This window comes from Neorhizobium sp. IRS_2294, assembly GCF_050500145.1.
GTDB classification, from domain to species: Bacteria; Pseudomonadota; Alphaproteobacteria; order Rhizobiales; family Rhizobiaceae; genus Neorhizobium; species Neorhizobium soli.
Window position 1 is genome coordinate 224,780 of record NZ_CP191440.1, and the last position, 26,686, is coordinate 251,465.

General features: G+C 60.3%; 23 protein-coding genes. 9 read left to right on the forward strand and 14 right to left on the reverse strand.

The genetic code is table 11. The annotated features are described in order from the left end of the window. Positions 1 to 6: 6 nt before the first annotated feature. A complete protein-coding gene (locus tag ACQY1K_RS18330; RefSeq protein ID WP_430260092.1) occupies positions 7 to 954 on the forward strand; it encodes an isoaspartyl peptidase/L-asparaginase family protein in 948 nt (315 codons plus the stop codon). Positions 955 to 1,002: 48 nt separating this feature from the next. On the opposite strand, the gene ACQY1K_RS18335 is transcribed toward ACQY1K_RS18330, so the two are convergent. The 11 genes from ACQY1K_RS18335 to ACQY1K_RS18385 all read right to left on the reverse strand — a co-directional run bounded on the left by ACQY1K_RS18335 (position 1,003) and on the right by ACQY1K_RS18385 (position 13,519). After that, positions 1,003 to 1,857, reverse strand: a complete 855-nt coding sequence (locus ACQY1K_RS18335) for a D-amino-acid transaminase (protein ID WP_430260094.1) — start codon at positions 1,855 to 1,857, stop codon at positions 1,003 to 1,005. 27 nt (positions 1,858 to 1,884) lie between these two features. Further along, a complete protein-coding gene (locus ACQY1K_RS18340; protein ID WP_430260096.1) occupies positions 1,885 to 2,799 on the reverse strand; it encodes a LysR family transcriptional regulator in 915 nt (304 codons plus the stop codon). 5 nt (positions 2,800 to 2,804) lie between these two features. Then, positions 2,805 to 3,464, reverse strand: coding sequence for an aspartate/glutamate racemase family protein (locus tag ACQY1K_RS18345; protein WP_430260098.1), 660 nt, complete (start codon positions 3,462 to 3,464; stop codon positions 2,805 to 2,807). After that, positions 3,461 to 4,921, reverse strand: coding sequence for a dihydropyrimidinase (gene hydA, locus ACQY1K_RS18350; protein ID WP_430260100.1), 1,461 nt, complete (start codon positions 4,919 to 4,921; stop codon positions 3,461 to 3,463). The genes ACQY1K_RS18345 and hydA overlap by 4 nt, the downstream gene beginning before the upstream one ends. Before the next feature lie 12 nt (positions 4,922 to 4,933). Then, on the reverse strand, positions 4,934 to 5,860 hold the full coding sequence (locus ACQY1K_RS18355; RefSeq protein ID WP_184655423.1) for an N-carbamoyl-D-amino-acid hydrolase: 927 nt from the start codon (positions 5,858 to 5,860) through the stop codon (positions 4,934 to 4,936). A 22-nt stretch (positions 5,861 to 5,882) separates the two neighbouring features. Further along, positions 5,883 to 6,548, reverse strand: coding sequence for an amino acid ABC transporter permease (locus ACQY1K_RS18360; RefSeq protein WP_430260102.1), 666 nt, complete (start codon positions 6,546 to 6,548; stop codon positions 5,883 to 5,885). A 9-nt stretch (positions 6,549 to 6,557) separates the two neighbouring features. Beyond that, positions 6,558 to 7,232, reverse strand: coding sequence for an amino acid ABC transporter permease (locus ACQY1K_RS18365; protein WP_430260104.1), 675 nt, complete (start codon positions 7,230 to 7,232; stop codon positions 6,558 to 6,560). Between the two features lie 5 nt (positions 7,233 to 7,237). Then, positions 7,238 to 7,981, reverse strand: a complete 744-nt coding sequence (locus ACQY1K_RS18370) for an amino acid ABC transporter ATP-binding protein (protein WP_430260106.1) — start codon at positions 7,979 to 7,981, stop codon at positions 7,238 to 7,240. A 145-nt stretch (positions 7,982 to 8,126) separates the two neighbouring features. After that, positions 8,127 to 8,978, reverse strand: a complete 852-nt coding sequence (locus ACQY1K_RS18375; RefSeq protein ID WP_430260108.1) for a transporter substrate-binding domain-containing protein — start codon at positions 8,976 to 8,978, stop codon at positions 8,127 to 8,129. A gap of 177 nt (positions 8,979 to 9,155) precedes the next feature. Then, the gene (locus ACQY1K_RS18380; protein WP_430260110.1) at positions 9,156 to 10,211 is read right to left on the reverse strand and encodes a sensor histidine kinase; all 1,056 of its coding nucleotides are present in this window, start codon (positions 10,209 to 10,211) and stop codon (positions 9,156 to 9,158) included. A 305-nt stretch (positions 10,212 to 10,516) separates the two neighbouring features. Continuing rightward, positions 10,517 to 13,519: a DEAD/DEAH box helicase gene (locus ACQY1K_RS18385; RefSeq protein ID WP_430260112.1), complete on the reverse strand. Its 3,003-nt coding sequence runs from the start codon at positions 13,517 to 13,519 to the stop codon at positions 10,517 to 10,519. Positions 13,520 to 14,012: 493 nt separating this feature from the next. Here ACQY1K_RS18385 and ACQY1K_RS18390 point away from each other — a divergent pair, with 493 nt between their 5' ends. From ACQY1K_RS18390 to ACQY1K_RS18400, 3 genes are all read left to right on the forward strand, one after another. Next, a complete protein-coding gene (locus tag ACQY1K_RS18390; RefSeq protein ID WP_325264835.1) occupies positions 14,013 to 14,417 on the forward strand; it encodes a gamma-glutamylcyclotransferase family protein in 405 nt (134 codons plus the stop codon). Between the two features lie 24 nt (positions 14,418 to 14,441). Then, a complete protein-coding gene (locus ACQY1K_RS18395) occupies positions 14,442 to 14,711 on the forward strand; it encodes a hypothetical protein (RefSeq protein ID WP_092663136.1) in 270 nt (89 codons plus the stop codon). Positions 14,712 to 14,832: 121 nt separating this feature from the next. After that, positions 14,833 to 16,626 carry a YbhB/YbcL family Raf kinase inhibitor-like protein gene (locus ACQY1K_RS18400; RefSeq protein ID WP_430260114.1) on the forward strand — a complete coding sequence of 598 codons (1,794 nt, stop codon included), beginning with the start codon at positions 14,833 to 14,835 and terminating at the stop codon, positions 16,624 to 16,626. A gap of 74 nt (positions 16,627 to 16,700) precedes the next feature. Here the strand turns inward: ACQY1K_RS18400 and ACQY1K_RS18405 are convergent, their stop codons facing one another. Both ACQY1K_RS18405 and ACQY1K_RS18410 read right to left on the reverse strand, forming a co-directional pair. Next, the gene (locus ACQY1K_RS18405; protein ID WP_062459555.1) at positions 16,701 to 17,138 is read right to left on the reverse strand and encodes a BLUF domain-containing protein; all 438 of its coding nucleotides are present in this window, start codon (positions 17,136 to 17,138) and stop codon (positions 16,701 to 16,703) included. Between the two features lie 13 nt (positions 17,139 to 17,151). Next, on the reverse strand, positions 17,152 to 18,690 hold the full coding sequence (locus ACQY1K_RS18410; RefSeq protein WP_430260116.1) for a putative bifunctional diguanylate cyclase/phosphodiesterase: 1,539 nt from the start codon (positions 18,688 to 18,690) through the stop codon (positions 17,152 to 17,154). Between the two features lie 422 nt (positions 18,691 to 19,112). Here ACQY1K_RS18410 and ACQY1K_RS18415 point away from each other — a divergent pair, with 422 nt between their 5' ends. Next, positions 19,113 to 20,930, forward strand: a complete 1,818-nt coding sequence (locus tag ACQY1K_RS18415; protein WP_430260118.1) for a methyl-accepting chemotaxis protein — start codon at positions 19,113 to 19,115, stop codon at positions 20,928 to 20,930. 153 nt (positions 20,931 to 21,083) lie between these two features. Here the strand turns inward: ACQY1K_RS18415 and ACQY1K_RS18420 are convergent, their stop codons facing one another. Beyond that, positions 21,084 to 21,839 (reverse strand): GntR family transcriptional regulator, encoded by a 756-nt coding sequence (locus ACQY1K_RS18420; RefSeq protein WP_430260120.1) that lies wholly within the window; start codon positions 21,837 to 21,839, stop codon positions 21,084 to 21,086. Positions 21,840 to 22,001: 162 nt separating this feature from the next. On the opposite strand from ACQY1K_RS18420, the gene ACQY1K_RS18425 reads away from it, so the two are divergent. From ACQY1K_RS18425 to ACQY1K_RS18440, 4 genes are read left to right on the forward strand one after another with little or no spacing between them, the layout of a single operon-like run. Then, positions 22,002 to 23,267, forward strand: a complete 1,266-nt coding sequence (locus ACQY1K_RS18425; RefSeq protein ID WP_430260122.1) for a M20 family metallopeptidase — start codon at positions 22,002 to 22,004, stop codon at positions 23,265 to 23,267. Positions 23,268 to 23,307: 40 nt separating this feature from the next. After that, complete coding sequence (locus tag ACQY1K_RS18430; RefSeq protein WP_430260124.1) at positions 23,308 to 24,858, forward strand: ABC transporter substrate-binding protein; 1,551 nt, start codon at positions 23,308 to 23,310, stop codon at positions 24,856 to 24,858. Between the two features lie 58 nt (positions 24,859 to 24,916). After that, positions 24,917 to 25,864 carry an ABC transporter permease gene (locus tag ACQY1K_RS18435; RefSeq protein ID WP_092663122.1) on the forward strand — a complete coding sequence of 316 codons (948 nt, stop codon included), beginning with the start codon at positions 24,917 to 24,919 and terminating at the stop codon, positions 25,862 to 25,864. Then, a complete protein-coding gene (locus ACQY1K_RS18440) occupies positions 25,857 to 26,681 on the forward strand; it encodes an ABC transporter permease (RefSeq protein WP_062459577.1) in 825 nt (274 codons plus the stop codon). The genes ACQY1K_RS18435 and ACQY1K_RS18440 overlap by 8 nt, the downstream gene beginning before the upstream one ends. The last annotated feature ends 5 nt before the right edge of the window (positions 26,682 to 26,686 follow it).

The following is a 26,686-nucleotide window of genomic DNA, read 5'->3' on the forward strand; positions in this document are numbered from 1 at the left end:
AAGATCATGGGCAAGATTGCACTGGCAATCCATGGCGGCTGCGGCGTGATGGCAAAGCTCGGCCTCAGCGAAGCGGAATGGGACGCGGCGCGCGTCGATCTCGGTCATGCGTTGAAAGCCGGATGGGCGGTGCTGAGCATCGGCGGCTCCGCACTTGATGCCGTGCAGGCGTCGGTCGTGGTGCTGGAAGACAGCGCGCATTTCAATGCCGGCTATGGCGCAGCCCTCAATGCCGCCGGAGAGCACGAACTCGATGCCTCGATCATGGATGGCGCGACGCTCGAAGCAGGCGCGGTGACACTGGTGCGGCGCATCCGCAATCCCGTCAAGGCGGCGCGGCGGGTGATGGAAAAGGGTGAAGCGGTGCTGATGGGCGGCCATGCCGCCGACGAGTTTGCCAAGGTCGAGGGCCTGGACGTCGTCGAACCCGATTATTTCACCACCGAAAAGCGCGTGAAAGCGCTGGCTGCGATGAAGGCGCATGCGGCGGCCGGCACGGCTGCATCGGCGAGCGAATCCGAAAAGCACGGCACGGTGGGGGCCGTCGCGCTCGACAGTGCCGGACATCTGGCGGCCGCAACCTCGACCGGTGGCTACAACAACAAACCGGTCGGTCGTATCGGCGATACCCCGATCGTCGGCGCTGGCACCTATGCCCGCGACGGTCTCTGCGCTGTATCTGGCACCGGCAAGGGCGAGCTCTTCATCCGCTATGCCGTCGGCCATGAGGTCGCAAGCCGCATCGGCTATCTCGGCGAAACCGTGGAGCAGGCGGCGTCGAAGGTGATCATGGAAGACCTGAAGCCGCACGCTATCGGCGCCGGTCTTGTGGCCGTCGGAGCCGACGGAACGATCGCCACAGCTTACAACACCGACGGCATGTTTCGCGGCTGGGTCACACCTGACGGCGAATTCTTCGTTGCTACCCACGACGTGGTGTTCAGGATCGAGTAAGGCGACCCGGAGATTGCGGAGGCCGCTGTTACGGCGGCCTCGCGGCGCTTAGATTGCGCTGGCGATCTTGTCGGCGATGTAGAGTTCGCGCAGTTTGAGCGTCAGAGTCCCCGGCTTGCCGTCGCCGACGGGTTCACCGTCGATGCGGGTGACCGGCATGACGAAGTTGGTGGCGGATGTGATGAAGGCCTCCGAGGCATTCATCGCTTCATCGGGTGTGAAGGCGCGCTCGTCATAGGGAATGCCGGCTTTTTCGGCGAGATCAAGCACGCTTGCGCGCGTGATGCCGTGCAGGATTGCGTTCGACAGCGGGCGGGTGATCAGCCTGCCAGTCTTGTCGATGATATGGGCGGTCGCCGAGCTTGCCTCCGTAACGAAACCGTCTTCCACCAGCCAGGCGTCATCGGCGCCTTTCTCCATCGACTGCATCTTGGCCATCGAGGGATAGAGCAGCTGCACGGTCTTGATATCGCGGCGCTCCCAGCGCCAGTCGGGCAGCAGAGCAACGGACAGGCCAGTCGCGAGCTTGGGGTTCTCGATCACCGACTTTGCCTGGGTGAAGAGAACCAGTGTCGGTGAAGGATTCTTCGGGAAGGCGAAGTCGCGATCGGCGGGGCCGCGCGACAGCTGGAGGTAGATCAGGCCTTCCTTGAGTTCATTGCGTCTGATGATCTCGCGATGAACCTCCAGAAGTTCGCTGGCCGAAATCGGCAGGTTCAGGCCCAGTTCCCCGATCGAGCGCTTCAGGCGGGCGGCGTGGCCGTCATATTCAAGAAGCTTGCCGTCGATGACGCCGGTCACTTCGTAGATGGCGTCTGCGAACAGAAACCCGCGGTCGAACACGGAGACCTTAGCGTCGGCCTCGGGCAGCCATTCGCCATTCAAATAAACGATACGGGACAAGGCAATCTCCTTCAGTATGTCGGGAATTCAAAACACATCGCCGGCGGCTCGCTTCAGTTCGGCGATGAAGCCGTGCAGCAGACGCGAGCGCGGCACGCCTTTGCGGGTAATCAGGACGGCCGCGACTTCGCGGGGCGGCTGGAAGGGCAGTTGCACCAAGCCCTCCGATGACTGGTAGGCGGCGCTATAGGGATCGACGACCGCTGCCCCGACGCCTGCTCCGGCCAGAACCGCAGCCGTTGCGCAGTAGCGCACCTCGACCCGCGGCTCGTAGTCGATACCTTCGCGATCGAAGGCGTCACGCAGCATCTGGCCCATGCGCGATTCCGCTTCGAGGCCGATGAAACCGTGTTCGGAGAGATCGCTGACCGTCACCTCCTGCCGGCCGGCGACCGGATGGTCCTTCGGCACGAGCGCGACCATGTGGGTGCGCGACAGGATCTCGACATTGACGGACGGATGGCGTTCCAGCGCAATCGCCAGCCCGACATCGGCGGCCCCGCTCTGCACGGCTTCGATGACGTGTTCGAGGCGGCGGACATCGTAGGCGACGGAGACATCCGGACGGTCCTTGAGGAACCTCGCAAGTGCAACCGGAGCAACCGTATTGCCAAGCGGCGGCGTCGACATGACGCGCAGCCGTCCCGACGTGCCATGCCTTATCGAGCGGGCGCGGGCGGAAAAGCTGCGCAGCATGCTGAAGACAGGCCGCACCTCTTCGAACAGAAGCGTCGCTTCCTCGGTTGGCTCAAGCCGACGGTGCAGGCGCTCGAACAGCGTTATGCCAAGCTGGTTTTCCAGCTGGCGGATGCCGTTCGAAACGGCGGGCTGGGAAATGCCAAGCTGCTCGGCCGCTTCCACGGTCGTCTCGCAGCGCATCATGGCCCCGAAGATTTCGAGGAGACGCAGCGAGATATCCGGTTTCTGCTCGTTTTCGGTCATGGCGTTCAGGTGAGGACTGCGCCAAGCGCCATCGCGACGGCGGCCTGGGTCGGATCGATCACGCGGATGCCGAGTTCCTCTTCCAGTCTGCGGCGATGGCCGGACATGCCGGCACAGCCAAGCACGATCGCGCCGGCGCCCATCTGGCGCAGTTTCAGCCCGGCCTTCACGAGCGCCGCGTAGCTTTCCTCCCCATGGCCGCTGTCGGCAACGCTGATTGCGCCTTCAAGCGCGACTTCGCCAGCAAGCCTGCCATCGACGCCAAGGCGACGAAGGTTGCGCATGTGGCGCGGGATCGACCCCTCGGCGACCGCGATGACGCCGAAGAGATCTGCAAGCGCGAGAGCGCTCAGCACGCCGGCATCCTGGATGCCATAGACCGGTTTCGTGGTGATCGACCGGGCAAGATCCAGACCGGGCTGCGAATAGCAGGCAAGGATATAGGCCGAGGCATCCGGTCGGGTTTCGATCAGATCGGCGATGCGCAGGGAGGCTTCATCCACATGGCGCTGGGTAACGACGCCGGGCGGACCCTCTTCGATCGTGACGCATTCGATCACGGGACCACCCGGAAACTGCATCGGGGAGAGCGCCATACGAAGGCCTTTGGTGACGCTTTCCGAACTGTTCGGGTTGATGACGAGGATCGGGCCGACTGTTCTCATGGGGCGATCTCCACGCCGAAATTCTGCGCCGGATCTAATTCCTTGGCGCGGTAGCCGGGCTTGCCCGTCAGGTCGACAGGGTTGCGGGCAATGAAACGACCACGACCGCGGTCCGCCTTAAGCTCGCCGTTCTCGACGATGACATCACCGCGGTTCATCGTGAGGACAGGCCAGCCCTCGATCTCCATGCCCTCAAACGGTGTGTAGTCCATATTGTCGTTCTGTTCGGCAAGCGTTGCCTTGCGGCGGGCTTCCGGGTCCCAGATGCAGATATCGGCATCGTAGCCGGGTGCGATCGTTCCCTTCTTCGCCATGCCGAATGTCTTGGCCGCATTGGTGCTTGAAAGCGCCACGAACTGCTGCAGCGTGATGCGGCCCTTGGTGACACCCTCCGAGAAAAGGTAGGGCAGGCGCATGGCGATGCCCGGCATGCCGTTGGATATCTTCGGGTAGGGAGCATCGGCGCCGTTCGCAAATTTTCCGCTGACATCGAAACGGTAAGGCGCGTGGTCGGAGGAGACGCTCTCGAACGTGCCTGATTGTACGTGCCGCCAGAGCGCTTCCTGTGTCGCCGCGTCGCGGAGCGGTGGAGAGCAGATGAATTTCGCCCCTTCCATGCCGGGCCGGTCGAGATCATCGCGGGTCAGAGCCAGGTATTGCGGGCAGGTTTCGGCAAATAGTTTCGTGCCGGCAAGCTTTTCGCGCTGGACGATGGCAGCGCCGCCCGCCGTCGAGACATGGACGATAAAGAGGGCTGCATCGACCAGCTTTGCCAGCGAGACGGCCCGGTTGATCGCTTCTTCCTCGGCAAGCTCCGGTCGGCTGATCGCATGGTATTTTGGCGCGGTGAGGCCGGCAGCGGCCAGCCGCCTGTTCATCCACTTTACCATGTCGTTGTTTTCGGCATGGACCATGGTGAGCGCGCCGTGGGTTTTCGCCACCGTCAGGATATCGAGCATGCCGCCGTCGCCGATATTCATCAGGTCGTAGGTCATGAAGACCTTGAACGACGTGATGCCCCGGGCAAACACGCCCGGCAGCTCTGCAAGGACATCAGCCGAAGGGTCGGAAATGATCAGGTGGTAGGAATAGTCGAGCACCGAGTGCGGCGCGGCACGACCGTCATAGGTGGAAATGACATCGGCAATGGACTGGCCGCGCTGCTGGGCCGCAAACGGGATGAATGACGAATTGCCACCGAAGGCGGCGGAGACCGAACCCGAATAGTAGTCGTCGGCGGTCATCACGCCCGCGGAGCTTTCCTGGGCGATATGAGCATGCGCCTCGATGCCGCCGGGAACGACCAGCTTGCCGCCCGCATCGACCCGGCGGCTTCCTCCAGCGATCTTCTCGCCGATCGCCGCGATCCGACCATCGGTAATGCCGATATCGCCATCGAATATGTCGGATGCGGTGACGATGCGACCGCCATGGATGACCGTATCAAACGCTGTCATGTCGATCTTTCCTTACACTTCGATGATCACGCCGGTCTGGCTCGTTAGACGTCCGTAATGCTCGATACGACGATGACGCTCGAAATCAAAGATCGTCTTCTTGCCAAAGTCGCATTTGGAGAAATCGCACTCGGCGATGATCAGCTCGTCCTCCTCGGTCACGGCGCGGGCGAGAACGAACCCGTCCGGATCGACGATGATCGAGCCGCCCATCAGCGGGTGGCCGTCCTCATTGCCCGCCTTGGCGACGCCGACGACATAGGTCGAATTCTGGTAGGCGCCGGACTGCATGGAAAGGTCGGAATGGAAAAGCCGCTTCTCCAAACCTTCGGCGCTCATCTGGCTGTTCACCGACGGCGTGTTGTAGCCGATCGTCACCAGTTCGACGCCCTGCAGGCCGAGGCAGCGGAAGGTTTCCGGCCAGCGGCGGTCGTTGCAGATCGCCATGCCCATGATGACGCCTTCGTTGCGCCAGACGTTGAAGCCGAGGTCGCCGGGTTCGAAATAGCGCTTTTCGAGATGCTGGAAGGCACGCTCGGTATCGTATTCGGAATGACCGGGAAGGTGCACCTTGCGATACTTGCCGACGATATTGGCCTGCCGGTCGGTGACAACCGAGGTGTTGTAATAGTGTCCATCCGGCGTCTTCTCACCGTAACCGAAGGTGATGGCGATGTTGAGCTCGCGGGCGCGATCGAACAGCGGCTGCGTGGCGGCGTTCGGCATTTCCGTCTCGAACCAGAAATCGATTTCGGCCTGGTCTTCCATGTACCAGCGGGGAAAGAATGTCGTGAGCGCCAGCTCCGGGTAGACGACCATGTCGGCGCCCTTGGATGCGGCTTCATCGAGAAGCGCAATCATGCGGATGACGACGCTTTCGCGGCTGTCGGCTTTTTGGATGGCGCCGAGCTGGGCACCTGCGATCTTCATGATGGTCATTGGAGTTTCCTTTCGAAAGCGATCAGGCGGCCAGGCGCCGCTGGAAATGACTGACGAGGCGCACCAGCGGCCACAGCAGCACGAGATAGATGAGAGCAGCCAGCACAAGCGGCGAGGCATTGTAGGTGACCGACCGCGCCATGCCGGCATTGTAGAGAAGCTCGGACAGCGAGATGACGGAGGCAAGCGAGGTGAGCTTGACGACTTCTACGGTGTTGGACAGCAGGTCCGGCAGCACGTTGCGGATGGCCTGCGGCAGGACGACATGGGAAAGCGTCTGTACCGGGCTGAGGCCCGTCGACTGCGCCGCTTCCCACTGTCCCTTGGCAACCGAGATGAGCCCGGCGCGATAGACCTCGGCGTAATAGGAGGAGTTGTTGAGCAGGAAGGCGATGACGACGGCGTAAAACGGCGAGATGTTGACCCCCGCAAAGGGCAGGCCGGCATAGATGAAGATGAGCAGCACCAGCGGCGGCAGGGCGCGGAAGAGATCTGTATAGGCGATCGAGATCCAGCGCAGCCAGCGGCGCTCGCTCATATTGCCGAGCGCGACGAACAGGCCGCCGATCAGGCCGAGCAGGATCACGGCGCTGCACAGCTTGAGCGTCATCCAGAGGCCGGACATCAGCAACGGCAACGACTGGCGCATGATGTCGAGATTGAAGAACTGGTCGATGAAAATATCCATGTCAGCCTCCTATCGCTTCTTCCAGGCGGTCCGGCTTTCCAGCCAGCGGGCGAAGACCACCATCGCCAGGAAAATCACCAGATAGGCGACGACCGACATGGTGAGCGGCGTGGCGCTGCCGGAAAAACTCTGCGCCGTCGTGGCGCTGGACAGGATTTCCGACACGCCAATGGCCGAGCCGAGCGCGGTCATCTTGGTGATGGCGAGCACGCGGTTGACGAGCGGCGGAATGGCGAGACGGACGGCCTGGGGAAGGGCGACATAGGCAAGCGTGCGGGTGAAACCGAGCCCGGTTGCAATGCCCGCCTCCCACTGACCCTTCTCGACAGACGAGAACCCGGCCCAGAATATCTCTTCGGCAAACGCTGCAAGGGTCGCCGCCAGAACGAGGAAAAGAACCATCGGGCCGGACAGCTGGATGCCGATCGACGGGAAGCCGAAATAGAGGATCAGGATGACGACCAGAGGCGGCAGGGCGCGAAAGATATCGGCGTAGCAGATGATGAAGAAATTGAGCGTCTTGACGCCATAGCTGCGCAGGCAGGCGAGCGCGAGGCCGGCCAGGATGCCAGCCACGATCACCGCCGAGGCAATCTGCAGGGTGACCCAGATTCCGGCAATGATGTCAGGCGTATATTTCGCCATCACCACCGGGTTGAAGAAGGTTTCGAGGAACCGGTCCATCGCCGTTACCCGGAAACGCGCGAAAGGAATGCGCGGGTGCGATCGGCCTTCGGGTTGCCGAAGAGCTCGTCCGGCGTGCCCTCTTCGACGACGACACCGCCGTCCATGAAGATAACCCTATCGGCGGTTTCGCGGGCAAAGCCCATCTCGTGGCTGACGACGACCATCGTCATGCCCTTGGATTTCAGGTCCTTCATCACTTTGAGGACGGAACCGACGAGTTCGGGATCAAGTGCCGAGGTGGGTTCGTCGAACAGCATGACTTTCGGGTCGAGCGCCAGCGAGCGGGCGATCGCCACGCGCTGCTGCTGGCCGCCCGACAATTCACCGGGATAGGCATCCGCCTTGTGCGCCAGGCCCACCTGTTCGAGCATGTCCATGGCCCGCGCATCCGCCTCGACCTTGGAGCGCTTCAGCGCCTTGCGCTGGGCAAGAGTGACATTCTTGAGGACACTCATATGCGGGTAGAGGTGAAAGCCCTGGAACACCATGCCGATCTGCAGCCGCATACGGTCGAGATCGCGGCGGGTGCCGGCCATGATGTTGCGGCCGTTGACGATGATGTCGCCGGAAGTTGGCTCCTCGAGCCGATTGCAACAGCGCAGCATCGTGCTCTTGCCGGAACCGGAGGGACCGATGACGAACACGAGTTCGCCCTCGGCGACCCTCAGGCCAATCTTCTTGAGGACGGTGGTGGTCCCGAAGCGCTTTTCCAGCGCGACGACTTCGAGCATTGGGCGATTGGCCATTGTGGCACCTCCGGCAGGCACGATGCAGGCACCTTTGCCGGCCAACCGCGATCTCCAATGGGAGAAACGATCGGCGCGGCTGCCGCATCCTGTCTGATCAAGGGGGAGGGCAGGCGACTGACGCGCCTGCCCGTGCTGCAGATCGTTACTTCAGGTTATCGCAGGAGGCCTTGTGGTCATCGTCCTTGTAACCATCGAAGCCTGGCGTCCCGAAACCCTTGGTCGGGGTGACGATCGTGGTGCCAGCTTCCGGCGTGACGCCGAACCATTTGACCGAAAGCTTCGCCATCGAGCCGTCGAGCTTCAGGCATTCCATCGCACGATCGACGAGATCACGGTTCGTCTCGTCGCCTTTGCGGAAGGACAGCGCCCAAACAAGGCCTGTCTCGTATTCGAAGGAGAGTTTCAGGCGTGGGTTCTTCTTGACCGCCCATGCAGCGGCAGTGTTGCCGGCAAGGTTGGCATCGGCGCGTCCAGCAATGACGGCTGCCACGGCGTCGGTATTGGTACCGTAGCTTTCGACCTTCCAGCCGAATTCCTTTTCCTTCTCCCGCAGGAAGCTGTCATAGGCAGAGCCCTTGTTGACGGCGATCGTCATGCCCTTGAAGTCTTCCAGCGTCTTGTATTCAGGCGCATTGGCCGGCACGACGAAGCCGAAATTGGTGTCCATGAAGCCTTCGGTGAAGAGAAGGTTCGCGGCGCGCTCCTTGTTCACGGTGACCGGTGCGACAAGGAAGTCATAGGTGCCGGCCTGAAGTGCTGGGATGAGGCCGGAGAACTGCGCTCCGGTCAGATCGACTTTCTTGCCCAACCGTTCGCCGATCAGGTTTGCCATATCGACGTTGAAACCCTCTATCTTGCCGTCGAGGGTTGGCATCGCGTGCGGCGCGAAGGTCGCGTCGATCGCGGTCTTGATCGTGTCTCCGAGGGAGTAGGCTGGCGTGCAGGCAAGCAGAGTAGCTAAGCCGACAAAGCCGGCCCTGATAGATGGTTTCATCGATGTTCTCCTACTGGCGGCTCCAGGCCTTTGGCCCTTGTTGACGCCAGTGTTCCACCGAACCTGCTGCGCTGCAATATAATTAATTATTATAATCGAACTAGAAATATATGATTTTCGAATAGTGATTGTGTCGATGGTCGTCGTTGTCGCAACCGGTCAGGGGCGCATATTGCTTCAGCTCTGAAGAGGCTGGCGCTCTTTCGGAAGAAGTTCGCCTTCGATGCGGTAGTACAATCCATCCGCGCGGTAGTCCACGTTGGCGACGCCGTTGAAATAGGTCGGCACAACGCGCTCCATCAGGCGGGAGCCAAAGCCGCGCCGCGTCGGTTCGCTCACGGCCGGCCCCTTGCTTTCGATCCATGTGAAGGCAAAGCCGTTTTCGCCGGGCGCCGTCCAGCGGATCTCGACCTTGCCGCCGGCCGTGCTGAGCGCGCCATATTTGGTGGCATTCGTCGCAAGTTCATGGATTGCCAGTGCCAAACCCATGGAAGGTTGTGCTTCGAGCACCATCGGAGGCCCGAAGATATCGAAGCGGTCGGGGCTGTCCTGGTGCGGTTCGACGGATGTCCGTACAATCGTCTCGACATCTGCTGCGGACCAGTTCGTTGCCGTCAGCGTATCCTGTGCCCGGGCGAGTGCGTCGATGCGGGCCGACGCCATTTCACCGGCAAGCTTCACGTCTGTCGCATTGCGAAGGCTCTGGGATACGACGGCTTGAACCATCGCCAGCGTGTTCTTCATTCGGTGGGACAATTCGCGCTGCAACACACGCTGTTGGCGCTCCCGTTCCTTTTGCTCGGCAAGAAGGCGCTGTTGTTCGCGCACCAGATCTTCGCTGCGCAGACGTTCTTCCTGAAGATCATCAACCGCCTTGTGCATGACCTGGATCAGCAGGATGTCCACGATGACCACGCACGCGTAGAAGGTCAAAGCCACGAGGACCGACCCGTTGATCTCGAACATCGCAAACGGCGGTATAAACCAGTACCAGGCAGCCACGCCACAGGCCACGGCGCAAACGGCCCCGGGCCAGACGCCCGCCAGAAACGTCGTCAGGATTACCGCGGGGAAGAAGGTCAGATACGGGAAGCCCGGCGGCAGGAGATGGTCGCATAGAAACCGCGCGTAGAGCGCAAGCCCGAACGCTGCAACCGCCACTCCCCAGCGCTTTCCCGGGGAAGCGCGGACGTGGTCGCTCATCTCGAACAATTGCATACGTAAGGGCTTCATTCCAAGTGGGTTCCCGCGGCGTTGCTTGTTCTTGGCTTGTTCGGGGTGTTCCGTCAATCAGCAACTAGAAAGGTACGTAATGTCCGACGGGATAAGGGACAAGTTTGGCAACACCGGTGAAAGCACGGCGTATGCGGACAACAAACGTGACGAGCACGTTGAGGCATCAGAGGCGCGATATGCGGGGACAGGAGGCGCTCCGCGAGACTGACAGATCGTCAGCCTCCGACGCGGGGTTCTGACAAAAATTCGCGGGCCCACAGTACGGGCCCGCGCTATCGTCGATCAAGTCAAACCGTAAAGCCTCAAGGCCTTCGCGCCGCCAGAATGAGTCGCTCGAAGAACTTCAGCTGCTCGTCGCAGGTCTGGGCGACCGTCTCAAATATCAGCCGGTCTTCCCGCCGGATTGCCGCAATCTTCTTCGTCAGGGCCGAAATCACCCTTGCCGGCATCTTGGCAATGGTCATCGCAATCGCCTTCGGTCCGGCTTCGAGTTTGGCGATACCGAGATGGCCTGCTGCAAGCTGCAGCCTGGTTGTGCGCAACAACAGCAGCGTCTCCTGCGGCAATTCGCCGAAGCGATCCTCGAACTCTTCTTCCAGATCATTCACGTCGCGCTGTGAGGATGCCCGCAGAAGTCTGGCATAGAGATTGAGCCTGACAGCCGGATCCGGCACGTAATCCGCCGGTATCGTGCCCGCGACGTCGAGATGCAGGATTGCGCGCTTTCTGGTGGCCGAAAGTCGTTTTCCCAGTTTCGCGACGGCACGCGCGAGGAGCTTCTGGTAAAGGCCAATGCCGATGACCTTCATATGCCCAGCCTGATCCTCGCCGGCGATGTCGCCCCCGCCGCGCAGATCGAGATCGCGCAGACTGATCGCAAGCCCGGCGCCCAGGCGGTCGTTCTCTACGAGTGTCAAAAGCCGCAAGCGCGTTTCCTCGGGCAGTTCTGCACCTTCTTCCGTCAGAAGCGTGGTCATGCCCTGCGCGCCTCCACGGCCGACCCGTCCACGCAACTGGTGCAGCTGGGCCAAACCGAACCGCTCCGCATTCCAGATGAACATCGTATTGGCGCGCGGCACATCGAGGCCGTTTTCAATAATGTTGGTGGCGAGAAGGACATCGCCATCGCCGTCCGCGAAACCGACGATCGCTTCGTCGATCGTCGCCGCCGGCATCTTGCCATGCGCGACCTTAACCAAGAGCTCGGGAACAATCTTGCGCAGGATCGCCTCGACGGCTTCGATATCCTCTATGCGCGGCACCACGACGAAGCTTTGTCCGCCCCGGCGGTATTCGCGCATCAATCCGGTGCGCATCGATGCGTTGTCGAATGCTGCAAGCGATGTGCGAACGGGTCGGCGCCGGGCGGGCGGAGTCGTCAGGAGGCTGACCTCCTGAACTCCGACCATTGCCGACTGCAAGGTGCGTGGGATAGGTGTTGCCGACATGGCGAGCGTGTGGAGGGTCGGCGCGAGCGCGCTCATGGCCCGTTTATCCTTGAGCCCGAACCGATGTTCCTCATCCACGATCAAAAGCCCGAGATGCGCAAAGCGCACGTCTTTTGCAAGGATCGCATGGGTCGCGACGATAACGTCGATTTCACCCTCGGCCAACGCCGCCTTGACCTGCTTCGCCTCGCTTGGCTTGACGAGCCGTGACAACATTCCGACAGAGATGCCTGTTCCTTCGAAGCGTCGCTTGAAGGTGGCGAAATGCTGACGTGTGAGAACAGTCGTTGGGGCGATGACGACCACCTGGCCGCCCGCAAGTGCTACCGCTGCTGCGGCGCGCAGTGCGATCTCTGTCTTGCCGAAGCCGACATCGCCGCAGACAAGGCGGTTCATGGCATGCCCGGACGCGAGATCGGAAAGCGTGGCCTTGATGGCTTCGGCCTGATCTGGTGTTTCGGCGAAAGGGAACCGTCGGGTGAAGGCTGAAAATTCGGCGCGGGGAGGAATGAACGTCTCGGCCGGCGAGGCCTGCCTGTGCTTTGCGATGGTCGAAAAATGACGCGCCGTCGATTTGATATCCGCGACAATCTTCTCGTGCTTCTTTTGCCAGGCGTCGGTGTGAAGACGATCGAGCGAGACCGCCTCGGGTTCGGAACCGTAGCGCCACAGCTTTCCGAATTCTTCCATCGGAACAAGCACGGAAGCACCTTCGCGATATTCCAGACGGGCAGCGTCACGCGCGACGCCTGCAACGGCGATGCTTTCCAGATCTTTCAAAATTCCAATGCCGTGATCTTCGTGGACGACGACGTCGCCGATCCGAAGATCTGGTTCGCCAAGAAAGGAAGTTGCACTTGAAACATGTCGGTCTTCGTCGCCTGCGGCGATCACAGCAACATTTTGCGCGACGTCGAGGAACCCGTGATCGAGGGCGCAGGCGAGCTTCAAAAGCGCGCCGGATTCGGCGTCCATCACCTGCGTCCAGCTGTCGACGAACCGAGGCGATACACCAGTTGCTTTCGCGACACGGCGGCAAAGCGCCTCTGATGCCTTGCCATGCCCGGAAATTACAACCTTCATTCCATCGCCCAGGCGTTCCTGTGCAAATTTGACCAGTGCCTTGCGCGGGTCCGCATCCGACGCCCCGGAAGGCAGGTCACCCCCTTGTTCGAGATCCAGTGCGCTGGTCTGCACGCCGGTGAAGCGCTGTTCCCACTCCTCGCTGTCAAGATAGAACGAGCAAGGAGAGGATGTTCCGGTCTTACCGAATTCCGTGCGGGACTGGCGGGCGTCGTCGATGATTTCCAGATTCCGTACGACCCGGTCTGCTGCGCCCGGAGCCGCAGTCAAAGCGGCATTGCCGAGGATATCGAAAACCGTCACCATGTCCGGGTAAAGGCGGGAAAGCTGGCGCTCCATCGTCTCAGATTTTGGAGCAGGGGCTTCCGGAATGAGGTCTGCGAGTATGGCTTCGGATGCCGGACCGAAGCTCAACCGTTCAAGGTAGCTCTCGGTTCGCTGCGAGACGCGGTCAAACCCACGCAATTCGGTCACGTGATCGTCTTCCGACAGGACGATGCGCATTGGGCCCGGGGCGCCGGCGGGATAGATGTCGATCATCCCGTCGCGCACCGCCAGTTCGCCGGGATCGTCGGCAACACCCTCTTCCACATAGCCTGATCGTCTGACGAAATTCAGGAATGCCTCGCGATCGAATGGATGGCCGACCACCAGTTCGATCTGGCCATCGGCGATGACCCCCGCCGGCGGAATGCGCTGCAGCGTCGCGTCGATCGATGTCAGCAGCAGTCGCGGCGTGTCGCTTGGCCTGGCCCATATCCGCAATGCGTCCATGCGTCGACCCATGCAGTGCCGCGAGGGCGGAACCCGATCATAGGGAAGGCAGTCCCAAGGCGGCAGAACAATGAATTGGACCGAGGGAAAGAGCGCTGCCATGGCATCCGCTATTTTTTGCGCAGCATTTTCGCTCAATGCCACGTAGCAGAGCGAACGACCGGAGCTCCGGAGCGATGCCTCAAGCCGGGTTGCCACCAAACCCGGCGGAAGTTTCAGATGCGGGGTCTGTTCGGATGCGGGGAGGGGAGAGGGGGCGTTTTCATTTCGGGACTCAACGATACTCACATGAACCTGCCATTCTCGCGTCTGCAATTTTATCAGGCAGCAAGAACTTAGTTTGTCGCGCCCTGTTCCCTTCGAACTTTGCGTTTTCTCTTCACGCGGTCAGGCCGCTATGGCGGTGAGACATCAGCGACCGGATGCCGCGTTGCCTTGCACGGAACAGGTCGATGTCGAGCGGGTTATTCGACCTCACGGATAGGAGAACCATGTGAAAGTGTTCATTTACGGCACCCTGAAAAGAGGCTTTGCGCTTCATGATAAGGGGCTTGGGAATTCGGAATATATCGGGGATGTAGTGACGGTCGAGCCCTACCCCCTGTTGATAGCAGCACCATTCTACGGGCCGATGATGCTCGAACAACCGGGAACCGGTTTGCAGGTGACAGGGGAGTTGTTTGAAGTCCCTGAAGACGATCTGCCGGTTCTGGATAAGCTGGAAGACGTTGGTGAAGAGGGAAGTTTCCGGGCAATGCTCAAGGTTCAGGCATCGGGTGGCGGTCTCGTTCATGACGCCCTTGTCTTTTTGAAAGACGAGAACTGGCTCGACCCCATCCATTCCGGTTTCCTGTCCGCCTATAACGACCGCAGATTTATCCCGCCATGGGACCGGTAACGACAAGACAAGAGGGACGTCACGATGCGCTACGAGGCAAAGCCCGGCGATGTCAGCCTATTCGAAAATGAAAAAGCCGGCCACGAGCGCGCACCGGACCACCGCGGCTATTTCATCGCTCACAGAGATATCAAGGCCGGAGAAAAGATCGAAATGGTGCTGTGGGCCGGAAGGCCGAACAGTTCACGCTCATTTGGTGGCAGACTATCCGACGACCAGAAGGCGAGCGCGTCAGCGGTTCCCGACCCGGTTGATCTGTTTGGCAACCCTTTGCCAAAGCCACCGAAAGCGTGACGCTACGTTCTCGTTCGATTTGACGTCTCAAACCACGGCTGTGCTCTCGCTTCGCGTCTCGGTGGAGGAACTATGGCTCCGGTTGCTGGTTACGGGGCGAGTCAACGAGAGAGATACAGTGATGAAATTTGGACTTCTTGGCGTCGCGTCGGTCGCGACCGCGGTATTCTTGAGCAGCGCAGCCTATGCACAGCAGGGCGATGGAACCGAAGTCCAGATCACGACCAACGTGTTCAAGCCGAACAAGATTCCGGCAACCGCGGAACGGATCGCCACCTTGAAGGCGCCGGAAGGTTTCACCGTTGAGCCTTTCGCCCAGGGTCTCGGAAACAGCCGCATCATCGCCGTGTCGGATAAGGGCTATATCTATGTCAGCCGCCGCGAGGAAGGCGACGTGCTGCTGCTGAAGGACGAGAACGGCGACGGCAAGGCCGACGGCGCTCCGGTGAAAGTGGCAGCGCGTGCGCAGGCCCACGGTCTGGCAATCAAGGATAACAGGCTGTATCTCGTCACGGTCAAAGAGGTGTTCGTCGCGGACATCAAGGACGACGGCACGCTCGGGCCACTTGAAATGATCATTGGCGATCTGCCGGATTCCGGACAGCATCCCAACCGCGTCATGGAGTTCGGTCCTGATGGCATGCTCTACATCAGCGTCGGTTCCACCTGTAACGCCTGCAACGAAAGCAATGCCGAAAACGCAACGGTGCTCCGGGCGACCCCTGATGGCAAGAGCCGCACCATCTTCGCGTCCGGCCTTCGCAACACGATCGGCTACGACTGGAACCGCGAGACCGGTGAACTTTGGGGGCTCGACCATGGCATCGATCTCCTCGGTGATGAGGTGCAGGCAGAAGAGCTCAACCTCATCGAACAGGGAAAGCAATATGGCTGGCCGCATGTTTACGGAGCAGGCGACATCTATCCGCAGTCAACACCGGTCGGCGGCGTGACCAAGGAGGAGTGGAAGGCGCAGAGCGATCCGATGAAACTCGGCTACACGGCACACGCAGCCCCCATGCAGATGAAATTCTACAGCGGAACGTCGTTTCCGGCCGAGTTCTCGGGCGATGCGTTTGCAACCATGCGCGGATCCTGGAATCGTAACCCGGCATCCGGATACGAGATTGTTCGCATTCACTTCGAAAACGGCAAGCCGAAATCCTTCGAACCTTTCGTCACCGGCTTCCTAAGCGATGGTGGCAAGACGCATTTCGCACGACCGGTCGGACTGGCCGTCGCCAAGGATGGCGCCTTGCTGATGGCCGACGATGCAAACGGTGTCATCTACAGGGTGGCTTACACCGGCGACGCGCAAAAGGCACAAGCGCAGCCCGCTGCGCCCGCTGAACCTATGAAGGCGCAGGCCGCCAAAGGTATCGATGTGCCACTTGCCATGGATCGCCCGGAGACCAAGACGGAAGGCAGCGTATCCGTCTCGTCCTCGTCTTTTGACAACGACGAACTTATGCCGCAGCGTCATAGCGAATATGCCGAGAGTGTCTCACCGGCGATCAGCTGGAAGACCGTCCCGAAGGCTGCGTCCTACGCGATCATCGTAGAGGATCCAGGCTCCTCACCGACCAAGCCGTTTGTTCACTGGCTGGCATGGAATATCCCGGCGACGGTGACGTCCCTGCCGGAAGGGTTGCAGGAACAGCTCCGCCTCGTCGAACCGGAAGGCGTCCTTCAGGGCCGCAACACATCCGGCAGTCACGGCTATTTCGGACCGAAGCCGCCGGCCGGCGACCAGGCGCATCACTATCACTTCCAGGTTCTTGCGCTCGACGAGATGCTGGCTCTTCCCCCGACATCCGACCGGGATGCTCTTCTCGCCGCAGTGGCCGGTCATGTGATCGGCAAGGGTGAGATCGTGGGTCGCTACCAGCAGAAGGTCGATCCTGCGAAGAAGTAAGGCTTCGTCCGATCACGCCCCGCTGCAACGCTCCGCAGTAAGCGATGTCTTTGAAGGAGGAGGCCGTACTGGAATCAGGCGGCCTCTTCTTCGATTGCGAGGTCTCGCAACAGGGTGTGGATCTGCTCGCCGCTTAGCCGCGACGGATCGAAACCGCTTGACGAGCCGACGTCGGCGAAGCGCTTTGCGTGGGCTTCGGATGTCCCGATAAAACCCATTGCCCAGTTCGGGAAATACCGATGGCTGATCGGGTCCACGGCCAGCAGCGAAACTTCGCCGTGGCGTTCGTCCTGCTGGATGCGCTCGAATGCGGCTTCCACCCGCTCGAGCGGACCTTCCAGAACCTGGGCGAAGCAGCCCGCGTTGAACAGAAGCGCCCCGGTGATCTCGTCACGCAGATTGTTCACCCGACTTTTCGCCAGGATCTCGTCGACGTTTGAGCTAAACGCCGCGCCATCGTCGCCGATCTGGTTGCGGCTGTAGTAGACCAGGCGATACAAGCTGTTATCCATTATCAGTTCCCCTTTATAAAATGTGTTGTGCCAGGAACGCCGGAATCTGATCCGTGCCCATCGGCCGTCCCGTCAGATAGCCCTGCACATGGGTGCAGCGTTCGCCACGAATGCGCGCCAACTGTTCCGCCGTCTCGACGCCTTCAGCCGTGATCGACATCCCGAGGCTCGTCCCGAGACTTGCGATTGATCGCAGGATCGCCTCGCTGTCTGCGTCGTCACAGGCAACAAACGAGCGATCGATCTTCAGTTTGTTGAACGGAAACTTCTGCAGGTAGCTCAAGGACGAATAGCCAGTGCCGAAATCGTCCATGGAGATTCTGACGCCAAGTGCGCGCATGGCATTCAGCGTCTGGATGACGTTATCTGTGTCATCGAGTAGGGCGCCCTCGGTAATTTCGATTTCCAGGCGATGGGCTGGCAATCCCGAGTGCCTTAGCGCCGATGCGACCGTTTCCATCAGTGTGTCCGCTTTGAACTGAAGCGGCGAGACGTTGACGGCGACAATCATATCATTCGGCCAGGACATGGCCTCCAAGCAGGCTGCGCGCAAAACCCATTCGCCGATCTTGACGATCAGGCCGTTTTCCTCTGCAAGCGAGATAAAGGAAAGAGGCGGGATGTTGCCTTTGACGGGATGTTCCCAGCGGAGCAGGGCCTCAAAGCCATCCACGCGTTTGGTCGAGACATCGAGGAACGGCTGATAGTTCAGCTTGAACTGCTTCAGGGCCAGCGCGCGGCGGAGATCGATCTCCATTTCCCGACGTCCGAGGAGTAGAGCGTCCATCCCACTTTCGAACATGCGGTAACGTCCACGCCCGGCCTTCTTTGCCTCATAGAGAGCAAGATCACCGTTGCGGAGCAGGTCGTCTGGCTGGAGCGCATCAGCGCCAAAGGCGACCCCGACGCTTGCGCCGATATTGATTGTGTGACCGTTCAGAACATAGGTGCGGCCGACAAGGTCCACGATCCGCGAAGCGAGTTTTTCGGCCGCAGCAAGATCATCGACATCTTGCTGGAGGATCACGAACTCGTCCCCGCCAAGACGCGCAACGACATCGCTTTTGCGGCACGCGGCCTTGAGGCGGTCGGCCACCTTTTTCAAAAGAAGGTCGCCTGTTGCATGTCCCAGCGTGTCGTTGACCATCTTGAAGCGGTCAAGATCGAGGCAGTGGACGGCGATCGATGAAGATTTAAAACCGTTGCTCAAAGCGGACGACAGGTGCGACAGCAAGGCGTTCCGCTTGGCAAGGCCCGTCAGTTCGTCGACATCGGTCTTGATGGCGATGCCCTGGTTCTGCGATGCAGGTCGCAGGTCAACGAGATACTGCCCGTCGTCGAAAGAGACGAACGCGGCATCGAAGCTCTCACCGCTATGGATGGACGTGACTGAAACCGGGGCGCAGCTGGTGTCGGGCAGGTCTGTGCCCAAGCCCGTAAAAAGCGCGTGGACGGCGCTCCCGGGAAATGCGCCGAATGAGACTTCGCTCGCCTTGTTGGCGTAGACGACGAGACCATCGGATCCGACAACCAAGACCGGGCGCGGCAACATCTCTAGTATTTTCTCGGTGTTGAGAAGCTGAAACGGATGAGGTTCCAATGTGTGGAGGATAGACGTCACAGCGTTCATGGTCGGTTACCGTTCGGAGTTGACCGAGAGGTAAACCGCAAACGTTTCCAGGCAATGGATGCCAAGCCCAGGAACGTGACTGTTTGTCGAGAGAGGGTTATCGATTGCTAAAGATGGACTGATGGCGGCAGGAAGGGCACGCCGCGCAGGATGCTCGCCTCTACTTCCGGCCACCTGAACGTGAGACTACCCAACCTAGATTAGGTAATAGGAATATATTATTGATCAACGCTTAAATGTATTTTTACAAAGGCTTATTCTTGTTTTTTGCCAAGTCTTAATTACTAATTTAACAATTGTTTGCGATGAAGGTTGACCAATCACCTGTATTGCAAGGCTTCGTAATGTTCGATTTTTTCGGCGCAAACTCTAATCAAATTCTTTCGGCCTTAGACCTGTCCTTCGCGATCATCGAGTTCGATACCGAAGGACGCATATTGCGAGCCAATACAAACTTCTGCGATCTGATGGGATATAGCGAGCAGGAGATTATCGGTCAGCATCACCGGATCTTTGTCGACGGAGATTACGCTGCAACGCCTGAATACAAAGCCTTCTGGAGCAAGCTTAAGGGCGGCACGTTCGAGTGCAGCGAATTCAAGCGCATTGCGAAAAACGGCCAGGAAATCTGGATCCGCGGCAATTATAATCCGGTGAAGAATGGCAGCGGCAAGGTCTTGAAGATCATCAAGTTTGCCAACGACATCAGCGAAACAAAGATGAATGGGCTCGACAGCGCAGCCAAACTTTCAGCTGTTTCCCGCGCGCAGGCAACCATCGAATTCACGCCCCAGGGTGAAATCCTTACCGCCAACGACAACTTCCTGTCGGCGCTCGGATATTCCTTGAACGAGATCGTGGGTAAGCATCACCGGATCTTTATGGACCCGACCGAAGCGGCATCCCCGCAATACACGCAGTTGTGGGAGCGCCTTCGCGGCGGCGAATATGTTGCCGACGAGTTCCGCCGCATCAGCAAGGACGGCCGTAGCGTTTACATCCAGGCTTCCTACAACCCCGTTTTCGATCCCAGTGGCAAGGTCATCAAGGTCGCCAAGTTTGCCACCGATGTTACCGGCCGAGTCGAGAACGTCGAGCGCCTCGCAGAAGGCCTGACGCGTTTCGCCGACGGTGACCTTTCGCAGCAAATTGCAAAGCCGTTTATTCCATCACTGGAGCGCTTGCGGACCGACTTCAATGCGGCGTCGCAGAAGCTGAAGCAGGCCATGGTGATGGTTGCCGAAAACGCGAAGGCTATTTCGGCCGGTTCCAATGAGGTTCGCACATCGGCGGACGATCTGGCGAAGCGGACTGAACAGCAAGCCGCTTCGGTCGAGCAGACCGCAGCTGCTCTGGAAGAGATCACCACGACCGTGAAGGATTCCAGCCGACGTGCCGAGGAAGCCGGCCAACTGGTTGCCCGCACGAAGGAGCATGCCAACCATTCCGGTGACGTGGTGCGTGAAGCGATTGGTGCCATGGACCAGATCGAAGCGTCGTCGAAGGCAATCTCGAACATCATCGGCGTGATCGACGAAATCGCCTTCCAGACAAACCTGTTGGCGCTGAACGCCGGTGTTGAAGCGGCGCGCGCAGGGGAGGCCGGAAAAGGCTTTGCCGTCGTTGCGCAGGAAGTGCGGGAACTCGCGCAGCGCTCTGCGACAGCGGCCAAGGAAATCAAGACACTCATCACGGCCTCCAGCACGCATGTCGGAAACGGCGTCTCGCTTGTCACGAAGGCAGGCGCCGCCCTTCGCGAGATCGCAACCCATGTCGAAGGTATTAACGGCGACATCACCGCGATCGTCGAAACCTCACGCGAACAGTCCACCGCGCTGACCGAAATCAACCGTGCGATCAACACGGTCGATCAGGGCACACAGCAGAACGCCGCCATGGTCGAGCAGCAGACAGCTGCGAGCCATGAAATGGCAAGGGAAGCGGCCGCGCTGTTCCAGTTGCTCGAACAGTTCAATTTCGACACCGATCGGGCCCCGGCCCAGACATTGCAGAAGCGCAATCCGATCGCCCATCGCCCCGTCGCTTCAAGACCGGTCGCACAGCCCATTTCGGATCGCCCTGCAGCCGTCGCAATGCCGCGCAAGATCGCTAACGCCTCGTCTTCCGCTGCCCTGGCGGTTGCGGACTGGGAAGAATTCTGAGTTAACAATAGGCACCAAGCCGTTGAAAATAAGCTGTTACCGCCGCGAGCCTGGATCACGCTCGCGGCGGTTTCGCCATCTCGTTTTGGTTTGCTAGACGTTGCGCTAATGTAGCGAAGCTCATCGCTTCAGCGTTGAAGCTTGATCGCGCGCTTACTGTATCTCGTTGACGTAGCGGTGGTCCGCAGTCGTCGCCCGGTGCGCAGAGATGAGCACTGGCACGGCCATCTGGTCGTAGGCCACTTCGTCGATCGTCATGACTGCGGCTGGAAGCGTCAGGTTCAGCCAGCGTGCATCATCCTCCGATGCCAGGTCCGCGCCGATCTGTTCACGGATCGCCGAAATCCGGATCCCGTAGTTTTCGAGGAGATGCAGATAAAAGAGCGGCGGGATGTCCTCCTGCTTCTGCGGAAAGCCGGGGACGCGCTCGCGCGGCAGCGTCAATGTTTCGTGCATGATTGGCCGGTCGTCGATATAGCGGACGCGGTGGAAATGCACGATCGGCCTGCCCGTTTCAATCTGCAGCTTCGCCGCTGTTTCGTCCGAAGCCTCACTGAATTCCAGCGACGTGACCTTGGTAACGGATTTGCTCAGCGAGCCGTCCAGCCCGTGAAGACGAAAATACTGGAAGAACAGGCGCAATCCGTGCTGCGGTTTGCGTCCGGTCACGACGGTCCCGGTCTTGCGGCGTCGGCTCAAAAGTCCGTCGTTGGTGAGATCCATCAGGGCGCGTCGAATCGTTCCGACAGCAACGCCATAGGTTTGCGCTAGGGCAATCTCGCTCGGCAGCACGGAGCCGGGCTCCAGGGCGCCGATCATGATCGCCTCGGTGATCTGTCGTTTCACGACCTCATAGAGAGGCAAGGACAGATCGCTCAGTCGGGCGGCATTTGCTGAATTATCAGGCAATGAATTGCCTCTTCTTTGGAGTTGACACGTGATGCCGATCTACGCTGTATTACTATATAGTTTATATTAATGAGCCGAGTTGTGAAGGCTGCCGGAATGCGGAGGACGACCGAGATGAGCCTACAGCAACCAGGCACCACTTCTGAGCCCCTGACGTCTGCCATGGCAGCGATTGACCGCGATGTCGAGATGGCCGTGCAGGATCTTGCACGGATGGTTGCGGTCGACACCACCTTTCCACCGGGCGAAGGCTATGGCGCGTTTGCCGATCTGATGACCGAGTTGCTGATGCCGCTCGGCTTCGAATTCGAGCGTGTGACAGTGCCTCACGACCTCTGGTATGTCGAGGGCGGACCGGCTTCCGGCGAACGCATCAATCTCGTTGCAAGGCGCGAAACGGACAGGCCTGTCTGCGGTCTCTACTATCATGTCGATACGGTTCCGGTTGCTCCGGGCTGGAGCCGCGATCCGCTGAAGCTGACGGTCGAAGGCGATGACCTTTTCGGGCTTGGTGCTGCCGACATGAAGGGCACAATCGCTGCGACGCTTCTGGCGCTTCGGGCGGCACGCGAATGCGGCGTTTCTCTCGCTTACGATCCGGTGCTGCTCCTGTGCACGGATGAAGAAGGCGGTCTGTATCCCGGCATCCGCTATCTCGCGGAACAGGGCATGCTCAAGGGGCATATCCTCAATTTCAACGGAACGGCCGCACCACGCATCTGGGCGGGCTGCTTCGGGATCTTCAACCTGCAGGTCACGATTACCGGCCATGCGGTCCATGCCGGCGAGGGCAATCGCACCGGCGCGGGTGTGAATGCCATCGAGGGCGCCTTGCCGGTTCTGAATGCGCTCGCAGCGCTGAAGCCTGACGTGGCCAAACGCGCATCCAAGCTCGCGCCGCCGCCGCATGCAACCGGGCCGCTGCGGCCACAGCTGACCATATCCGCCGTCAACGGCGGCACAGCGGGCGGGCAGGTTCCGGCCGAGGTGAAGATCCTCGTCAGCCGTCGATATGCCCCGGAGGAAAGCTATGAGGACGCACGCGCCGAGATCGAAGCGACGATCCGAAATTGCATCGAAGGGACAGAGCTCGGGCTAAAAGTCGATCTTGTCGGTCATCTGATCCCGACCGACGATCCCGATGGCCCGCACTGGCCGCGCTGGCAACAGGCGCTTTCGCTCGGCTTCGGATACAAGCCGAACGATTTTCAGAAATGGGGCGCCGCCAGCTGTTCGGACTTCGGCTATGTCCAGAAGGCCGGCTTTGGCCCTGAAGTATTGCTCGGTGGCCTCGGTCGCCCGGAAAGCTGCATCCACAGCCCGGAAGAGCACACGACCCGACAGGACATCATCGCACTCGCAAAAAGCATTCTCGCCTATCTCGCGGCGGATTTCGCTGCCGAGGCCATGCCCGAAAGTCGCATATAACCATACCAAGCAGCATCGAAGCATAAAGGGAACGATAAACATGCTGGAAATGAAACGCCGCTTCTTCCTGGCCGGCACCGCCGCCATTCTCGCAACGCCATCGCTGGGCTTTGCCCAGGCCGCAGCACCGGCCAAGGGCGGTACGCTGAAGATCTCCGTCGACCAGGCCGTCAGCGTCATCCACCCGCTTCTGACCCGCGTCAACCCGGAATACCTGGTGACCGAGCTGCTCTACAGCAACCTCACCCGTCTCAAGGTCGACATGTCGGTCGAGCCGGATCTGGCCGAAAGCTGGACGCCGAACGAGGCGCTGACCGAGTGGACGTTCAAGCTGCGCACCGGCGTTACCTTCCACGATGGCTCGCCTTTCACGGCCAAGGACGTCGTCGCAACCTTCAAGGCAATCCTTGATCCGGCGACAGCATCTCCCGGCCGTAACAATGTCGGTCCGATCGCCGATATCGTTGCCGTCGACGATGCAACCGTCATGTTCAAGCTGACCGGCGCCTATGCCGACCTTCCCGTCTCCATGGCCTACACAAGCGCCCGCATCATTCCGGCATCGATCGCCACCGGCGACCTGAAGAGCCTTTCGACCAAAGCCGTCGGTACGGGTCCGTTCAAGCTGGTCTCCTATGAGCCCGATCGCCTGATCGTCGTCGAGCGCAACGAGAAATACTACGATCCGGCTCGCCCCTATCTCGACCGTGTCGAGGTGCAGGTCTTCCCGGACATTTCCGCTGAAGGTTCCGCGATGATGTCTGGCGATGTCGACATCGTCTCCACCATCCAGCCGACCGAATATCTGCGCCTCGACGGCAGCGATGGCGTCGATGTGCTGCGCACGCCGTCCGGCCAGTTCTGCAACATCAATTTCGGTTGCGATACGGCTCCCTTCAACGATCCGCGCGTTCGCCGCGCCATCGCACTGACTGTCGACCGGGAAGCAATGGTCGGTTTCGTCACCGAAGGTTTCGGAACAGAGGGTAACGATACCCCGCTCAACGGCTCCTACCAGTTCTTCAAGGGCGTCAAGCAGCGCGAGCAGAACATCGAGGAAGCCAAAAAGCTGCTTGCCGAGGCCGGGTTCCCGAACGGTTTTGAAGCCACCCTTGTCGCCTCCGACCGCCCCGCGGTCCGCACCCAGCTTGCCGTCGCGCTGAAGGAAATGGCCAAGGAAGTCGGCATCACCATCAACGTGCAGACGATGCCGCATGCGACCTACCTCGAGCAGGTCTGGAAAAAGGGTTCGTTCTACGTCGGCTTCTACAACATGCAGCCCACCCCTGACGGCATCTTCAAGCTGCTCTACACGTCGGATGCCTCCTGGAACGAGACGCGCTGGAACAACAAGGCCTTCGATGCCCTGGTCAACGAAGCGCGCGGAACGATCGACACCGACAAGCGGACCGAGCTCTACACCAAGGCGCAAGAGATCATGAACGAGGAGGTTCCCTCGATCATCCCGTCCTTCTTCGACGTCCTCTCGGCCAAGCGCAGCTGGGTTTCCGGTTACGAGGCGCATCCGCGCGCATCCGTGTTCCGTCTCGACTATGTCTCGCTGACATCTGACGCACCGAAGCGCGGCTGATCTCGAAACCTGCCGGACGCCGCCGGGCGTCCGGCTCTCTTGTCAGAGGAACACGACCCTGTCCCCGAATTACATAGCCAAGCGGCTGGTGATGATCGTCTACACGCTGTTCGTCGTGTCGCTGATCGTCTTTGCCATAACCCAGGTCCTGCCGGCCGATGCGGCCGTCATGATGTTGGGCGAAAACGCGACCCAGGAAGCGCTGGACGCGCTGCGCGCAACCATGGGCCTGAATGCGCCGATCTGGCAGCAGTATCTGACCTGGCTGTGGCATGTGGTTCAGGGTGATCTCGGAACATCTCTGCGCACCGGCCAACCGGTGGGTCCGGTCATGTTCGAAGCGCTCGGTCGTTCGCTGCTTCTGGCCTTCCTGTCGATCGGCCTGATGCTGGTTCTCGCGATCCCGCTCGGCATTATCGCCGCCATCCGCCGCGGCAAGGTCGCCGACATGGTGGTGAGCCTGATCTCCTATGCGGGCGTCGCACTTCCGGAATTCGTGACGGCAACTGTCGCCGTGCTGTTCTTCGCCGACTGGCTGAAGTGGCTGCCGCCGACCGGTTACGTGCCGCTGACCGAGGACTTTTCCCGCGGGATCGCCCATCTCGTCCTGCCCGTCTGCGTCATCTCGATCATCCTAATTGCCCATGTTTCGCGCATGGTTCGGTCCGAACTGGTGGACGTGCTGCATACCGACTATATCCGCGCCGCCCGGCTGAAGGGCATTTCCCGTGGACAGGTTCTGCGCCGCCATGCGCTGCGCAACGCGCTTCTTCCCACCATCACCATTGTCGCGCTCGATGTCGGTTATCTTCTGGGCGGCGTCATCGTCGTGGAAGAGATCTTTGCCATTCCGGGCATCGGACGCCAGCTGATCGTCGCCATCCAGGCCCGCGACTTGCCGGCGATCCAGGCCGGCGTGCTGATCATGGCTGCCACCTATTCGATCGTCAATTTCATCGCAGACATCCTCTATGCCTGGCTCGACAAGAGGATCCAGTATGATTGATTTCACGAAACGTCTATTGAAGACGCCGCAGGGCGCGATCGGAATCTTCCTCGTCGTGTTCGTGCTCCTGGTCGTCGTCTTCGGCCCTCTGGTTGCGCCGCACGATCCGGAAAAGCTGTCGCCTCTTGCCCGATATAAAGGTCCGAGCCTCACCTATTGGCTCGGCACCGACCAGTATGGTCGCGACATTTTCAGCAGGCTTCTGATCGGAGCGCGGGCCACCGTCGTCATGGCGGTTCTCGCCACCATCGTCGGCACCCTGATCGGGGCGCTGATCGGAACCGCATCCGCCTTTCTCGGCGGTCGCGCAGACGAGCTGATCATGCGCACCATCGATGCCGTCATGTCGATACCAAGCCTGCTGTTTGCCCTTCTGGTGGTCAACCTTCTCGGATCAAGCACCGTCAATGCGCTGGTCGCCGTTGCGATCGCGTTTGCACCGGGCATGGCCCGCATCACCCGCAGCGTTGCGCTGTCGGTGCGCAAGCAGGACTATGTCAACGCAGCTGTCGCGCGGGGCGAAAGTGCCGGCTACATCATCCGCCGCGAAATGCTACCCAACGTGATCGCGCCGATCATCGTAGAGATGACCATTCGCGTGTCCTTCGCGGTGATGCTGTTTGCGACGCTCAGCTTCCTCGGTCTCGGCGCCCAGCCACCGGCGGCCGAATGGGGTCTGATGGTATCGGAAGCCCGCCGCTACATGCATCTTTCGGCCGGCATCCTGATCTGGCCGAGCGTGGCGATTGCCATCGTCGCCGTCGGTTTCAACCTTCTGGGCGACGGTCTCCGCGATGCCCTCAATCCGCGGGCCTGAGGTGA

What these genes read in the sequence shown, in the direction of transcription:
- ACQY1K_RS18360 (WP_430260102.1), bottom strand. Translation starts at nt 6,548, where the DNA reads ATGGATATTTTCATCGACCAGTTCTTCAATCTCGACATCATGCGCCAG.
- ACQY1K_RS18340 (WP_430260096.1), bottom strand. Translation starts at nt 2,799, where the DNA reads ATGACCGAAAACGAGCAGAAACCGGATATCTCGCTGCGTCTCCTCGAA.
- ACQY1K_RS18345 (WP_430260098.1), bottom strand. Translation starts at nt 3,464, where the DNA reads ATGAGAACAGTCGGCCCGATCCTCGTCATCAACCCGAACAGTTCGGAA.
- ACQY1K_RS18385 (WP_430260112.1), bottom strand. Translation starts at nt 13,519, where the DNA reads ATGGACGCATTGCGGATATGGGCCAGGCCAAGCGACACGCCGCGACTG.
- ACQY1K_RS18365 (WP_430260104.1), bottom strand. Translation starts at nt 7,232, where the DNA reads ATGGACCGGTTCCTCGAAACCTTCTTCAACCCGGTGGTGATGGCGAAA.
- ACQY1K_RS18400 (WP_430260114.1), top strand. Translation starts at nt 14,833, where the DNA reads ATGAAATTTGGACTTCTTGGCGTCGCGTCGGTCGCGACCGCGGTATTC.
- ACQY1K_RS18415 (WP_430260118.1), top strand. Translation starts at nt 19,113, where the DNA reads ATGTTCGATTTTTTCGGCGCAAACTCTAATCAAATTCTTTCGGCCTTA.
- ACQY1K_RS18440 (WP_062459577.1), top strand. Translation starts at nt 25,857, where the DNA reads ATGATTGATTTCACGAAACGTCTATTGAAGACGCCGCAGGGCGCGATC.
- ACQY1K_RS18380 (WP_430260110.1), bottom strand. Translation starts at nt 10,211, where the DNA reads ATGAAGCCCTTACGTATGCAATTGTTCGAGATGAGCGACCACGTCCGC.
- ACQY1K_RS18355 (WP_184655423.1), bottom strand. Translation starts at nt 5,860, where the DNA reads ATGACCATCATGAAGATCGCAGGTGCCCAGCTCGGCGCCATCCAAAAA.
- ACQY1K_RS18375 (WP_430260108.1), bottom strand. Translation starts at nt 8,978, where the DNA reads ATGAAACCATCTATCAGGGCCGGCTTTGTCGGCTTAGCTACTCTGCTT.
- hydA (WP_430260100.1), bottom strand. Translation starts at nt 4,921, where the DNA reads ATGACAGCGTTTGATACGGTCATCCATGGCGGTCGCATCGTCACCGCA.
- ACQY1K_RS18330 (WP_430260092.1), top strand. Translation starts at nt 7, where the DNA reads ATGGGCAAGATTGCACTGGCAATCCATGGCGGCTGCGGCGTGATGGCA.
- ACQY1K_RS18405 (WP_062459555.1), bottom strand. Translation starts at nt 17,138, where the DNA reads ATGGATAACAGCTTGTATCGCCTGGTCTACTACAGCCGCAACCAGATC.
- ACQY1K_RS18395 (WP_092663136.1), top strand. Translation starts at nt 14,442, where the DNA reads ATGCGCTACGAGGCAAAGCCCGGCGATGTCAGCCTATTCGAAAATGAA.
- ACQY1K_RS18410 (WP_430260116.1), bottom strand. Translation starts at nt 18,690, where the DNA reads ATGTTGCCGCGCCCGGTCTTGGTTGTCGGATCCGATGGTCTCGTCGTC.
- ACQY1K_RS18425 (WP_430260122.1), top strand. Translation starts at nt 22,002, where the DNA reads ATGGCAGCGATTGACCGCGATGTCGAGATGGCCGTGCAGGATCTTGCA.
- ACQY1K_RS18430 (WP_430260124.1), top strand. Translation starts at nt 23,308, where the DNA reads ATGCTGGAAATGAAACGCCGCTTCTTCCTGGCCGGCACCGCCGCCATT.
- ACQY1K_RS18370 (WP_430260106.1), bottom strand. Translation starts at nt 7,981, where the DNA reads ATGGCCAATCGCCCAATGCTCGAAGTCGTCGCGCTGGAAAAGCGCTTC.